The sequence below is a fragment of the Proteus appendicitidis genome (assembly GCF_030271835.1).
Classification (GTDB): domain Bacteria; phylum Pseudomonadota; class Gammaproteobacteria; order Enterobacterales; family Enterobacteriaceae; genus Proteus; species Proteus appendicitidis.
This window is the reverse complement of sequence record NZ_CP127389.1, coordinates 3,037,583-3,050,659: the sequence shown is the minus strand read 5'-3', so window position 1 is coordinate 3,050,659 and position 13,077 is coordinate 3,037,583. Positions and strand designations below refer to the sequence as shown.

At 40.4% G+C, this 13,077-nt stretch carries 12 protein-coding genes; 6 read left to right on the top strand and 6 right to left on the bottom strand.

The window, feature by feature from the left end; genetic code table 11:
- Position 1: 1 nt before the first annotated feature.
- The 6 genes from QQS39_RS14190 to QQS39_RS14165 all read right to left on the bottom strand — a co-directional run bounded on the left by QQS39_RS14190 (position 2) and on the right by QQS39_RS14165 (position 6,979).
- Positions 2-643 carry a bifunctional 4-hydroxy-2-oxoglutarate aldolase/2-dehydro-3-deoxy-phosphogluconate aldolase gene (locus QQS39_RS14190; RefSeq protein WP_285804759.1) on the bottom strand — a complete coding sequence of 214 codons (642 nt, stop codon included), beginning with the start codon at positions 641-643 and terminating at the stop codon, positions 2-4.
- Positions 624-1,595, bottom strand: a complete 972-nt coding sequence (locus QQS39_RS14185; protein ID WP_285804758.1) for a sugar kinase — start codon at positions 1,593-1,595, stop codon at positions 624-626. Before QQS39_RS14185 ends, QQS39_RS14190 begins: the two co-directional genes overlap by 20 nt.
- Complete coding sequence (locus tag QQS39_RS14180; RefSeq protein ID WP_109371254.1) at positions 1,592-2,446, bottom strand: tagatose bisphosphate family class II aldolase; 855 nt, start codon at positions 2,444-2,446, stop codon at positions 1,592-1,594. Before QQS39_RS14180 ends, QQS39_RS14185 begins: the two co-directional genes overlap by 4 nt.
- A 114-nt stretch (positions 2,447-2,560) precedes the next feature.
- Complete coding sequence (locus QQS39_RS14175) at positions 2,561-4,036, bottom strand: DUF2264 domain-containing protein (RefSeq protein ID WP_285804757.1); 1,476 nt, start codon at positions 4,034-4,036, stop codon at positions 2,561-2,563.
- 55 nt (positions 4,037-4,091) lie between these two features.
- Positions 4,092-5,702 carry a sulfatase family protein gene (locus QQS39_RS14170; protein ID WP_285804756.1) on the bottom strand — a complete coding sequence of 537 codons (1,611 nt, stop codon included), beginning with the start codon at positions 5,700-5,702 and terminating at the stop codon, positions 4,092-4,094.
- A gap of 41 nt (positions 5,703-5,743) precedes the next feature.
- Entirely contained in the window at positions 5,744-6,979 is a 1,236-nt protein-coding gene (locus QQS39_RS14165) for an anaerobic sulfatase maturase (protein WP_285804755.1), read from the bottom strand.
- 535 nt (positions 6,980-7,514) lie between these two features.
- On the opposite strand from QQS39_RS14165, the gene agaR reads away from it, so the two are divergent.
- The 6 genes from agaR to QQS39_RS14135 are packed head-to-tail and all read left to right on the top strand — an operon-like array spanning position 7,515 to position 13,045.
- Complete coding sequence (agaR, locus tag QQS39_RS14160; protein WP_075673686.1) at positions 7,515-8,294, top strand: transcriptional repressor AgaR; 780 nt, start codon at positions 7,515-7,517, stop codon at positions 8,292-8,294.
- Positions 8,295-8,347: 53 nt separating this feature from the next.
- A complete protein-coding gene (kbaZ, locus tag QQS39_RS14155) occupies positions 8,348-9,628 on the top strand; it encodes a tagatose-bisphosphate aldolase subunit KbaZ (RefSeq protein WP_285804754.1) in 1,281 nt (426 codons plus the stop codon).
- Positions 9,629-9,640: 12 nt separating this feature from the next.
- Positions 9,641-10,831: an SIS domain-containing protein gene (locus QQS39_RS14150; protein ID WP_151435802.1), complete on the top strand. Its 1,191-nt coding sequence runs from the start codon at positions 9,641-9,643 to the stop codon at positions 10,829-10,831.
- Positions 10,832-10,855: 24 nt separating this feature from the next.
- Positions 10,856-11,350, top strand: a complete 495-nt coding sequence (agaV, locus tag QQS39_RS14145) for a PTS N-acetylgalactosamine transporter subunit IIB (RefSeq protein ID WP_151435801.1) — start codon at positions 10,856-10,858, stop codon at positions 11,348-11,350.
- A 47-nt stretch (positions 11,351-11,397) separates the two neighbouring features.
- Positions 11,398-12,165: a PTS N-acetylgalactosamine transporter subunit IIC gene (gene agaW, locus QQS39_RS14140; protein WP_023581441.1), complete on the top strand. Its 768-nt coding sequence runs from the start codon at positions 11,398-11,400 to the stop codon at positions 12,163-12,165.
- Positions 12,155-13,045: a PTS system mannose/fructose/sorbose family transporter subunit IID gene (locus QQS39_RS14135; RefSeq protein ID WP_109371240.1), complete on the top strand. Its 891-nt coding sequence runs from the start codon at positions 12,155-12,157 to the stop codon at positions 13,043-13,045. The genes agaW and QQS39_RS14135 overlap by 11 nt, the downstream gene beginning before the upstream one ends.
- Positions 13,046-13,077: the final 32 nt, after the last annotated feature.

Below are 13,077 nucleotides of genomic sequence, written 5' to 3'. Positions count from 1 at the left end.
TTTATCCCTTATATGTTTTTAATAATGAGTGGATACTTTGAATATGATTAACAATGGTTTCTTTATCTTGTTTATCGATGGTATCTGCTGTAGCAATCCAGCTTCCTCCACAAGCAACAACTTGTGGAATAGCAAGATAATCACTCACGTTATTTAAACTAATGCCACCTGTAGGCATAAATTGCACTTGGGCGTAAGGTGACGCTAATGCTTTTAGCATTTTTACACCGCCAGAGGCTTCTGCAGGAAAGAATTTAAGTAAGGTTAAGCCTTTTTCAAGTGCGACCTCGATTTGGCTTGGATTGTTAATGCCCGGCACAATATCAATGCCGTTATTAAGGCAGTAATCAACGGTACTTGGGTTATAACCCGGAGAAATAACAAATCTTGCTCCAGCTTCTTTTGCCATATCTGCTTGTTGCGCAGTTAATACTGTTCCTGCACATAAAATAAGTTCAGGAAAGTGTTCATGCATTAGTTTTATGGCTTTGGCTGCTGCTGGTGTACGAAAGGTAATTTCAGCAACAGGTAGTTGATTTTGGGTTAGAATTTCACCCAGCCAGATTGCATCTTCAGCGCGATTAATTTGGATCACGGGGATCACTTTCAGTGATGAAAGAGTATCAACAATTGACTGTGTCATGGTTATCCTTGATTAGTGTGTAGAATGAATCTGTAATTTCATGAGGAATGATGGCGCCATGGTGTTGAATGACAAGCCCAGCTAAGGTATTTCCCCATAAACAGCAAGTCGATAGGCTTTGATTTTGCAGCCAAGCTGCAATAAAAGCTGCATTAAAAGAGTCACCTGCGGCGGTAGTATCAATAACAGAATCAATAGGTTTGGGAGAAACATAGCCTGTATTGTTGCCGTCAGACCAGTAAGCGCCTTTAGCTCCCAATTTGACAATGACGTTCTGATTACCCCATTGATGAAGGCGTTGTACAATACTTTGTTCTGTCAACGCGGGTTGTTGCCAAAGTATTTTCTCATCATCACCTGTGACTAAAGCAATATCGCTAATGTGATACAGTTTCTCGAACCACTCTTGTGCATGAGGTATTGAATCCCATAAACGTGGTCGATAATTAGAATCGACAATGAGCGTCATTCCACGCTGTTTAAGCTGCGCTAATAAGGTGAGTAAAGCGATTTTTCCTTCATGGGTTAAAATAGCAAGAGAAATACCGCTTAGATAAATGACGCTATCATCAGGAAGCGCATCGAAACTGTCTAAAAAACGCTTATCGGTCGCAATATAACGAGCGGCAGCATCACTTCGCCAATAATGGAAACTGCGCTCACCATGAGCATCAATTTCAATAGCATATAAACCGGGAAGTTTTTCGGGAATAGTAATAACAGATTGGCAGTCGATCCCCTCATTTTCCCATGCTTTCTGCATTAAGGCACTGTAAGTATCAGTGCCTAATCCTGTCATATAAAGCGGATGTAATGAAGGCGAGAGTCGCGATAAATAGAGTGCGGTATTTAGTGTATCGCCACCAAAACGTTGTTGTTGTGGTAAGAAAGGTTGACCACTCAGCTCTATCATACATTCGCCAATAATGGCGACAGTTTTATTGGTTTTCACAGTTTTCCATCACTTTTACAGACACGAATTTTATCTGCAACCACAGCTTTCATTGCGGCTTTGCCTGGTACAAGGTAATGACGAGGATCACTTGCATCAGGGTTATCTAAAAAGTATTGTTTGATAGCGTTAGAGAAAGCAATTTTCAGTTCGGTTGCAACGTTAACTTTGCAAATACCTAAATCAATACAACGGCGTACATCGGCATCAGGAATACCCGATGCGCCATGAAGAACTAAAGGAATGTCAGTCTTTTGACGAATAATAGCTAAACGATCAAAATCAAGATGTGGTTCATGTTTGTACATGCCATGCGCGGTACCAATTGCAACCGCTAATGAATCAATACCCGTTGCTTTGATAAATTGTACCGCTGAATCAGGATCGGTGAAAAGCGCATCTTTAGCATCTACGACTAAGTCATCTTCTTGCCCACCTAAACGACCTAATTCAGCTTCAACAGTGCAATCCCAATGATGGCAGAAATTAACAACTTCTTTGACGATGCGAATGTTTTCTTCAAAATGAAAATGAGAGGCATCAATCATGGCAGATCGCACACCAGAAATGACTTTATGACAAATATCAGGAATATCTTCATGGTGATCTAAATGTAGGGCTACAGGGATACGATATTGTTCTGCGGCCTGCTGACAAATAGAGATCAAATAATCACTACCTGCATAAGCAAACGTGCTTGGTGTACCCGCTAAGATCACAGGAGATGCCATCTCAGCGGCTGTTTCCATCACAACTTGAATGGTTTCCAAGTTATGAATATTAAAAGCAGGCACAGCATAATTTTCACGCTGTGCTTTATTGAGCATATTACGAGTAGAAACCAGATACATGTTTGCCTCTCATCTTTCGTTTAATTACGAATCATAATAAACGAAAGAAATAGAAAGGTAAAAGATCTAAATCACATTTTTATTGCCTTCGCACTGAAAGCAAATGAAAGGTGATTAGAAAAAATGTGACATTTTAGAGCTATAACTGGTGATCCCTTTGCGTAATAAATTATTTTTCGGTCGCCTAGACTGTCCTATCACGGTTTCAGCGATTTTTTGTGCTAAGGTCTGTTTTTCTAAACGGCGGGTTAATGGTGTTTGCTGAGTGGTATAATCTTCGCAAAAAATAACGTTTACCTCTTGTGTTGCTTTCACTCCAGTCACTAAGGCTTGAATAGCAGGAATTTCGAAACGAAAGTTATCTTTTTCGATTGGTAATGGAAGTGAAGGGGTTTGCCATAAATTGATACGATCAGCACAATACAGCGCGATAATCACGGCACGTAATGACCAAAAGCTACTGGCAGGTCCACTGTAGTTATCAACCAAACGAGGATCGTGAGTAAATAAACCTTGAGTGGGAGCGCCATTTTTTAATGCACCTTGAGAAATAAAATAACGTAAACTGCTTTCAAAAGCGCGTTTTGCCTCGCCTATTTTTACTGAAGGACAATGTAAATCGACACCTGCTAATAATGGAGCAGAAACCGCAAGGCGATAACAGGCACTTCGACCAAAGAAAGGAATACCTTTTGGCGTCATAAAATAAAGGTAATGTTGATTAAAGGTATTAAGTGATTGAGTAATAAATGTTGTATCAAATTGAGGATCAATTTGCGTTAACCAATACAATGAATAGTAAAAACCCCACGCATTGTAGTAATCATAATTACCTTTTGCTCCATCTCGAAACCATCCATCACCCACATAAAACTCTTTTAATCGTTCATAGCGCCAATGGGCAATCGTATCTTTCCCTGTGAGTGCTTTAATGACAAATTGGACGGTAAGCGGGAAAAAGTGCCAGTTATTATCAACAATTTCACAGTGATTAACTTGTTCGAACCAAGTCATAATTTGTTGTTGTATTGCGGGTGTTAATGTATCCCACACCCATTCACGGCTTATCCAAAGCGTGAGCGCTAAATCAGATGCTTCACAAATTCGTTGATCGTAATCTTCAAGTTTCCCCCAATATCCTTTATGCAGTGGATCAGTACCATGAATAAAGCTTTGCTTGATGATTAAAGGTAAGTTGAAAGTTTGATGATTTAATCCCATCAACGTACTTTTTTTGCTACTCACTATCCATGTTGCAAGTAGAGGAAGTACCCTGCTAACACCTTCAAGAGCATCCGTTCTTGCCGTTTGTTGCCCCGGGCTTCCGGGATAATAAGCATGAGAGTAACCCCAGACTTGGTAATGATGAAAAGCCTGTGTGACATACTGTGTCAGCATTTCACATAAAGAGAAAAGCGACTGACTTTCATCATTAAAAAAGTCAGTGATCGTTTTATCATAGCGACGATAAGCGGATTTTCTGACTAATCGTCGAATGATATTTTCCTTAAATAAGCGTTGGTAGATTTCTACGTTTGGGTGCTCATAAGGGAGTTTTGGACGTGCTGAAGATGCAATTTCAATAGCCATTTTCGTATCTCAGAAAAAAAGACGCATCCTTGCGAAACAAAACGGAAGTTGAATATTAAGGTTTTGCAGAATCTACGAGTATTTGATAGTGATCTTGTCCCCAAATAACGGGCTTTGGCTTATCTTTGATCCACTGGTAATACGCATTTTTTAGCTCTGTCACTTTTTGTGGATTTTGTTTAGCAAGATCGATTGATTCAGCCGGATCTTTTTTATCGTTAAAAAGTTGAGGCTGATTTTTTCCATCATCATAAAAATAGAGCGCCCATTCTCCGTCACGTACAGCCCAAGCACCTTTAGAGAGTTTTTCTAAATTAGGATTTGTAGGCGGTGTTTTACGTTGATAGGTTATCCATTGGTGATATCCATGCCAAAACTCTTGATTTTCTTCACTGTAATGTTTAGTGCCGGGTCCTGCCCAATAAAGATAGTTGTGAGGGGATTTTGTTGTTTCACCTTTAAGTAAAGGCATGATGTTTTTCCCTTCAACATTTAGATTGTCAGGGATCGCAATACCTGCTGTTTGTAGTGCAGTCGGTAAAATATCAAGTGCGGAGATCATCTCATCACTTTTTGTTCCGGCTGGAATAGTGCCGGGTTGATAAGCAATAAAAGGTACTCTAACGCCACCATTAAACATTTGCCCTTTAAAGCCTCTATCCATCGCATTCATTGGCATTGGTGACTCATTAACAGCGCCATTATCCGATAAGAAAAAGATCAGTGTATTTTCTAACTCGCCGTTTTCTTTTAATTTCGCAATAATTTGACCTATGCCTTCATCGGCAGCATTTAATGCCGCAAAATATTTATTTGCTTCAACATTACCGGTATCGAATTTCTCCATATATTTAGCGGGCGAAGCTTGTTCTAGCGGGATATGAGGAACGCTGTAAGAAAGATTAATAAAGAATGGTTTATCTTTATGCTCATCAATAAATTTTAATGTCTCATCGGTTAAAAGATGTGTGGTATAGCCTGGTGCAGGAACATTGACACCATTACGCCAAAATGCAGGTGAGTTCCATAAAGCCACACCCGATGCGTAATAGCTAAAGTCATAGTCGAAACCTCGTTCATGAGGGGCATAACCCGCTTCCGGCGTTGAGATCATATTATCGTGATAATCGCGGGTTTGCTTACTTTCATTAATTTTCGGTTTGCGGATCACTTTTGCATTATGCCATTTACCGATACTGGCGGTGGCATAGCCATTTTCTTGGAAAAGTGAGGGTAATAGTTTGATATCTTGTGGAATACCTAAAATAGCATCGTCATTACTGTAAGTACCAAAGCTTGCGGGAGAGCGCCCAGTAAAGATACCCGCTCGAGAAGGACCACAAACAGGGTGCGCAACAAATGCATTAGTCATTTTTGCGCCATTTGCCGCCATATTGCTGACATTAGGCATGGCAATGCGAGCCGCTTCGACCATTTTATTGATATCACCTTCATAACGAGGAGGTGTCGGTCTTTGTGCTAATGCATCAACATCTAAGGTATCAAGCACAAAATCGAGTTGTCCTGTGCCTAAATCATCCATCACTATCAGTAAAATATTCGGTTTTTCAGGTGTTCCACCGGCATTGACAGATATTGGAGCGCTTAAACATGATGTGGCAATTAGCCCAGCGAGTAAGCTTTTTTTAACAGAAAGTAAGGTCACGAATTGTCTCCAGAATAAACAAGATAAAATAAAAAATAGGGCTACTTTATGTAATTTTTTTTCATTGCAGGAAGTGCATCGCTGGCGAGACCTCCTCGTGAAATAGCTTGCTGCATCAACTGCATACCTATCGCTGTATGATGAAATATTTGTTTATAAGAGCGACACAAGTAGTTATGACGATGTTTTTCACCTTCAATAGCAATAATGCGATGTTTAGGGCAACCGCCATAACATAAGCTTTGTACTTCACACTGTTTACAAAGACTTGTTTGTTTATCGTATTTATTTTGACCAAATCGCTGTTGCTGTTTTGATGTTACTAAGTGAGCAAGGCTATTTTGATGGATATTGCCTAAATTATTGGCGGGATAAACATAGTGATCACAAGAATAAACGTCACCATTTGCTTCGATAATTAACGCCTGACCACAGGTTTTTGATTGAATACATGTTGATGCGGGATATCCCATCCATGTACCTAATAAGCTATCAAATAAACGGATATATACCTTTCCAATATCACCTTGGCGTATCCATTCATTAAATATTTCGGTCATAAATTGTCCGTAGCCTTCAGCCGGAACAGAAAATGGCGCTAATTGTGCATTGGGACCCGGAGCATAATGTCCCCCATGAGTATGAGGAAAGCGTCTATCGACTTCGACAATGGGAATAAATTGAAAGAAGGTTGAACCTAATTCTTTTAAGGCTTGGTAGGTTTCTTTTCCTTTATTCCAGTTTTGGTCATTAACGACAGTGAGTGTATTAAATTCAACACCATATTCATTGAGTAGCTTAATCGCGCGCTTTACTCGTTCAAAAGTAGGGCTGCCATTGACCGAAATACGATATTTATCGTGAACCGCTTCAATACCATCAATTGAAACGCCTAATAGAAAGTGGTTATCAGCAAAAAATTGCGCCCATTGGCGATTAATAGCGATTGCATTGGTTTGTACGCTATTTGTAATTGTTTTGCCGTTAGAAAATTGCTTTTGATATTTGACGACTTGCTCAAAGAAGGCTAATCCTGCAAGTGTTGGCTCGCCACCTTGCCAAGAAAAATCAACCTGATCGCCACTGTGTGATTGAATATAGTCTTTAATATAACGACGAAGGACACCATCAGGCATGACGGTATGACCTGTCTTTTTTTCTTCATCTGGAAAAATATTTTCTTTTTCCAGATAAAAGCAGTATTCACACTTAATATTACAGTGGTAGCTTGTGGGTTTTGCCATCATATGAAAATAAGCAGGTTGATTTAATGCCATTCGTCATTTCCTGAGTTTCTTTTTTATCCTGTAACATTACGTAAAATTTATCAAAACAAAAGAGATTAAAATCACAAATACGAAATATCGAAAGTAAATGAAAGTTATTTTCGAAAGATGAGAACCTAAATTCTCGATTAAAATACTTTCGATTCGATACTATTTCATATTTTATTGACTATTTGAGCTATTTATTTTGATTTGTTTTTCGAAAAGAAATGCATGATGTGGAGTTTTAAGCTGTTTTTTGTGGGGTTATATAAGATTAAATCAATATTATTGTGTTTTATCTAGTTATATATGGTGTAATCATAAGTATAACGTTGCGTTATATCATTTTATTTATTGGAAACTGGTGGCCTCAAGGCTATGATTGAAGCTACACGAAAATAATCGTAAGCAATCGATAGTGATTCGAAACTTTGTGAAAGAGATCAAAAGTTTTGTTTTTTTGCATTGTCGGTAAAAATTGGCGTAGTAAACTACATTCGAAACCAATCGAAAGAAAGTCTTTTGGTTTCGTAAGGAGACGAAAGTGAAAGCGGCAGTTGAGAGGCGTATGGAAATCCTCGATATGGTAAACCAACAAGGTAAAGCCAGAGTCGAAGATCTCGCTGAATTATTTAAAGTCTCAAGTGTCACTATCCGCAGCGATCTAAGCTTTCTTGAGAAAAATGGTTATATCGTTCGCTCTCATGGTGCAGCAATTCCTAATACGGGATTTATTGCCGAATTGAGTATCCACGAAAAACGTGGGCAAAACGCGGGCATTAAAACATTAATCGGGAAAGCTGCCGCAACGCTGATAAAGGATGGAGACACCGTCATTCTTGACTCGGGGACAACTACTCGCGAAATAGCGACACATTTAAAGTCGCGCGAAAATGTAGTGGTCATGACTAACGGTCTGGATGTCGCAATGGAGTTAGCAAATACCTCAGGTGTGGAAGTATTAATGACCGGTGGTGTATTGCGAAAAAGTGCGTTGTCTTTTTCAGGCTCACAAGCTGAAAATAGCCTTAGAAATTATCGGTTTGATAAGGTGTTTCTAGGTGTTGACGGATTCGATTTACGTGTTGGCATCACCACACACAATGAACAGGAAGCCAGTCTTAACCGTTTAATGTGTGATATCTCAGAAACGATTATTGCGGTTGCAGATTCTACGAAATTCAGTAAACGCAGCTGTCATATGATCAGAGAATTTGGTGATATTGATATACTAGTGACCGATTCAGGTATTCCTGAGGAGTATATTCAGGAACTGAAAGAGCACAAAATCGAAGTGATTATCGTTGACGATAAGGCATCGTAATTTGCTAACTCCATTAGCAACACCGCCGGTGTTGATTATGGAGTTAGTATTTAATGCATCCTTTAGAAAAGATTGTTCAGCAACACAAATCAGGCAAACAGAATGGTATTTATTCTGTTTGTTCTGCCCATCCTTTAGTAATAGAAGCAGCTCTATTACAAGCGCTGGATAATGATTCCTTTCTGCTAATTGAAGCCACCTCTAATCAGGTTGATCAGTTTGGTGGTTATACGGGAATGACCCCCGCTGACTTCTACCAATATGTTATTGAACAGGCTGAAAATGTAGGTTTTCCAATCGAGAAACTTATTCTTGGTGGCGACCATTTAGGGCCTAATCGTTGGCAGCATCTTAACGCTGAAGAAGCGATGGCAAATGCAGATGTGTTGATTGCACATTATGTTGCCGCAGGCTTTAAGAAAATCCATCTTGATTGCAGTATGTCTTGTGCTGATGATCCTATTCCTTTAACGGATGAAATTGTGGCCTCTCGCGCAGCACGTCTTGCGGTGATTGCCGAAAACACAGCAAAAGAAACATTTGGTTCTAGCGATATTGTTTATGTTGTTGGTACAGAAGTGCCCGTTCCGGGCGGTGCTGCCGAAGAACTTGATACTGTTGAAGTCACTTCACCAGACGCAGCGCGTAAAACATTAGAGTGCCACCGCCAAGCTTTTCAAAAGGCGGGTGTTTCTGACTGTTGGGAGCGCGTGATTGGTTTAGTGGTTCAACCCGGTGTTGAGTTTGATCACACAGGTATCATTGATTACCAACCTGAAAAAGCACAGGCATTAAGCCAAGTGGTGAACGATTATTCTCATGTTGTTTTTGAAGCGCACTCTACGGACTACCAAACCAAAGAGGCTTATAAACAATTAGTTCATGACCATTTTGCCATTTTAAAAGTCGGACCTGCCTTAACTTTTGCTATGCGTGAAGGTTTATACGCTCTCTGCTCGATTGAAGAAACATTATTCCCTCAAGAGCAGTGCTCTAAATTGCGTGAAAAAATGGAACAATTGATGTGCCGAGAGCCAGGATTTTGGCAAAAATACTATCACGGTGATGAACGCCAACAGGCCTTTGCTCGAGTCTATAGTTTTAGTGATCGCATTCGTTATTATTGGCCTAATGCTGAAATTAATGCCGCCATCGACACACTAATGGATAACTTATCCGTTAAACCTATTCCATTACCTTTATTAAGCCAATATCTGCCTTATCAATTTACCCAATTTAGAGAAGGCATGATTGACGGATCACCTGAATCTTTTGTTATTGCGAAAATTCGTGATGTGTTATCGGTTTATGCCGATGCTTGCTATGTCTATTAATTGAGGGAAAACATGGAATATTTAAGTTATCAGACCGCTCAATTAGAGCAACTGAATGCATTTTGGACTGCGAAAGAAATTGAGCAACAACCAGAATGTTGGAAAAAAACATGGCAGTCAGTGAAAGAGAAACGTGCTGATATTAGCGCTTTTTTAAATAAAGCACTCGCAGTACCTCATGCGCGAATTATTTTAACTGGCGCGGGCACCTCTGCATTTGCTGGAAAAGCATTGGCCCCTATTTTAAGTGGGCATACAAAACGTCGAGTAGATGCGATTGCAACAACTGATTTGGTGGCTGATCCACAAGAATATTTAGCGGAAGACATTCCTACGTTATTAATCTCTTTTGCACGTTCAGGTAACAGCCCAGAAAGTGTGGCGGCGTTAGATGTTGCGACTGAATGCCTATCACAGTGTTACCACTTAGTACTGACGTGTAATCCGAATGGCAAGCTTTATGAATATTGCCAAAACAACCATAGTGCATTGGCATTATTGATGCCAGAAGAATCAAACGACCGCTCTTTAGCGATGACCTCTAGCTTTTCATCCATGATGATGGCCGCTGTGACCATTTTTTTAGGTGATAACGTTTTTAGTGACTCCATCGCGCCATTCTTTAGTAATTATAAAGCGCAGTTTGATAAAGCAAATCAAATTATCCGCGAAAAATATGCCGGTAAATTTAAACGGGTTATTTACTTAGGAAGTGGTGGACTACAAGGATTAGCGCAAGAAGCAGCTTTAAAAATGTTAGAGCTAACTGCGGGTAAGGTTGTTGCTAATTTTGATACGCCATTAGGTTTTCGACATGGCCCTAAGTCTATCGTAAATAAAGAAACTTTAGTGGTGATGTTTTTCTCTAATGATCCTTATACGCGTCAATATGAGACTGACTTATTACGAGAGGTTATTCACGATAATGCATCAGGCAAGGTGATCGCGATCACCGCACGAAATGATAACGCTTTCTCAAAAGAGAGTTTTGTTTATATTCCTGCGCTAGAGAACTGTTCTGATGTGGCGCTATTGTTCCCTTACTTGATGTTGGCGCAATCATTCGCATTTCACAGTTCCATTGCACTAGGGAATACGCCTGATAACCCGTCTCCGACAGGAGAAATCAACCGTGTTGTACAAGGCGTCACAATTTATCCGTTCTCACTTAAAACAGAAGACACACAGTCTGCTTTAAATTAATAAAATATAATAAGAGAGCTAATCATGAACACACCGAATATTGTCTGGACCCGCATTGATGAACGTTTACTCCATGGTCAAATCCGCATTACATGGGGTAAACATACTGAAGCAAACCTGATTTTAGTGGCTAATGATGACGCAGCAGAAGGCCCCAATGCCGCATTTATGCAAGCTGGAATGAAGGCATCCGCTGGTGGTGAATATGCTGTTCGCTTCTTCTCTATTCAAAAAACCATTGATGTTATTAGTAAAGCATCTCCTCGTCAGAAAATTTTTGTTTTGTGTAATAACCCGACAGATGTTGCCCGTTTAGTCGAAGGGGGCGTGCCTATTACGCATTGTAATGTTGGCAATATGCATTTTCATGAAGGGAAACGCCAAATCGCGAAAACCGTGTCAGTCAATGAAATAGACATTGATGCATTTAAACGGCTCGTTGCAAATGGTGTGACTTGCACAATTCAAAATACCCCCGATCAGACACCTGTTGATGTGTTAGCACTCGCATCAGCCTGATAATTTCCTGAACAAAAAACCTGCATTAGCAGGTTTGAGGATTATTTATGATTTTTGAAGCTTCTTTAGTGGCTTTATGGGCCTTCTTTTGCGGTATAGACAAGTATGACGTTGCATTAAATATTCACCGACCATTAATCACAGGACCTGTTGTGGGTCTGATTATGGGGGATATGCAGGTTGGATTGATTGCAGGTGCAACCTTAGAACTTGCATGGTTAGGGCTTGTTCCTAATGCTGGCGCGCAACCACCTGATGTGACATTAGGGACGATCGCCGCGGTTGCTTTTGCTGTAATGACAAACCAATCACCAGAAGTTGCAATGGGAATTGGGATGCCTATTGCTGTGTTAATGCAAATGCTCGTGATTGGTTTCTTTGCTGTGACCGCTTTCACCATGGGAAAAGCAGATAGATACGCAGAAAGAGCCGATGCAGCAGGTGTTTCGCGGCTACTGATCATCACGATTACGGTGCGTTCATTACTCTATGCTTTGGTTGCTTTTGTGACGGTTTATTTCGGTGAACATGCCGCTCAATGGATTGATGAAAATACACCAAAAGTCTTACTCGAAGGCTTAGGAATTGGCGCGAAAATGGTTCCTGCAATTGGTTTCGCCATGTTGCTAAAAATCATGTGGTCAAAAGAAGTGGCGGGTGTGTTCTTTATTGGCTTCGTGATGACGACTTATCTAAAACTTCCAATTATGGCGGTTGCTATTTTAGGCGCATCAGCCGCAGCACTTTACTTCTTCTTTAGTGGTAATAACAAAAATTCAAGTCAGCAGAATGAGGATTTCGAAGATGGTATCTGATAACAGCACCGCATTGAAAACGCAGGATAAACCAGAAACGGGTTCTTTGATTGATGGCATTGATGAATACCAAGATACCACTGTCAGAAAAGTTATCACTAAGGGCGATCTCTGGAAGTGTGCGTTCCGCGGCTTGTTTATGGAAGGTAACTTCAACTTTGAACGTATGCAAGGTGGTGGATTTGCGTTCTCAATTATTCCAGCATTGAAAAAAATCCACGGAAATAATAAGCGTGACTATGCAACATCATTAAAAAATCATCTGCAGTTTTTTAATGCAAGTCCAAAGCTGTTTACCTTCCTATTAGGAACAGCTGTTGCAATGGAAGAAAACAAAGAGAAGCCTTCCACAGTTAACGTAATGAAAGTAGCAGGCATGGGGCCGACTGGGGGCATTGGTGATGCTATCGACCATATGACTTTAATGCCTCTGACATTAGCATTAGGTGCTTCTATTGCAATGGAAGGATCAATTGCAGGGCCTTTTGTTTTCTTCTTTTTATACCAAATTGTGCACTTTTTAGTGTATTTCGGGCTGATGTTTATGGGCTATCGCGCAGGTACGGCGGCAATGGTCAATATGAGCGATGCCACTGAAAAACTGGCTAAAGCCGCCAACATTATGGGGATCTTTGTCATCGGTGCGCTCTCCGCGACCTTTATCAAGGTGCAAACCACCGCCTCGCTAGAGCTGGGAGGTAAGGTGGTTGAATTGCAAACCGCGCTCTTTGACAAAATTATGCCGAATTTACTGCCTCTGTGCTTAGTTTTCCTGATGTACAAAATGGTTAAAAGCACCGGTTTTTGGGGTAAGCCTCCGGTATTGATTTTCTCAACCTTAGCCTTTGGCGTTATCGGTCACGTATTAGGATTCTTATAACAGAGAGCCTTTTTCACCGTCGTTATTGTCAG

Coding starts and splice junctions, on each gene's coding strand:
- QQS39_RS14190 (WP_285804759.1), bottom strand. CDS start 643: ATGACACAGTCAATTGTTGATACTCTTTCATCACTGAAAGTGATCCCC.
- QQS39_RS14180 (WP_109371254.1), bottom strand. CDS start 2,446: ATGTATCTGGTTTCTACTCGTAATATGCTCAATAAAGCACAGCGTGAA.
- QQS39_RS14175 (WP_285804757.1), bottom strand. CDS start 4,036: ATGGCTATTGAAATTGCATCTTCAGCACGTCCAAAACTCCCTTATGAG.
- QQS39_RS14165 (WP_285804755.1), bottom strand. CDS start 6,979: ATGGCATTAAATCAACCTGCTTATTTTCATATGATGGCAAAACCCACA.
- kbaZ (WP_285804754.1), top strand. CDS start 8,348: ATGCATCCTTTAGAAAAGATTGTTCAGCAACACAAATCAGGCAAACAG.
- QQS39_RS14150 (WP_151435802.1), top strand. CDS start 9,641: ATGGAATATTTAAGTTATCAGACCGCTCAATTAGAGCAACTGAATGCA.
- agaV (WP_151435801.1), top strand. CDS start 10,856: ATGAACACACCGAATATTGTCTGGACCCGCATTGATGAACGTTTACTC.
- agaW (WP_023581441.1), top strand. CDS start 11,398: ATGATTTTTGAAGCTTCTTTAGTGGCTTTATGGGCCTTCTTTTGCGGT.
- QQS39_RS14135 (WP_109371240.1), top strand. CDS start 12,155: ATGGTATCTGATAACAGCACCGCATTGAAAACGCAGGATAAACCAGAA.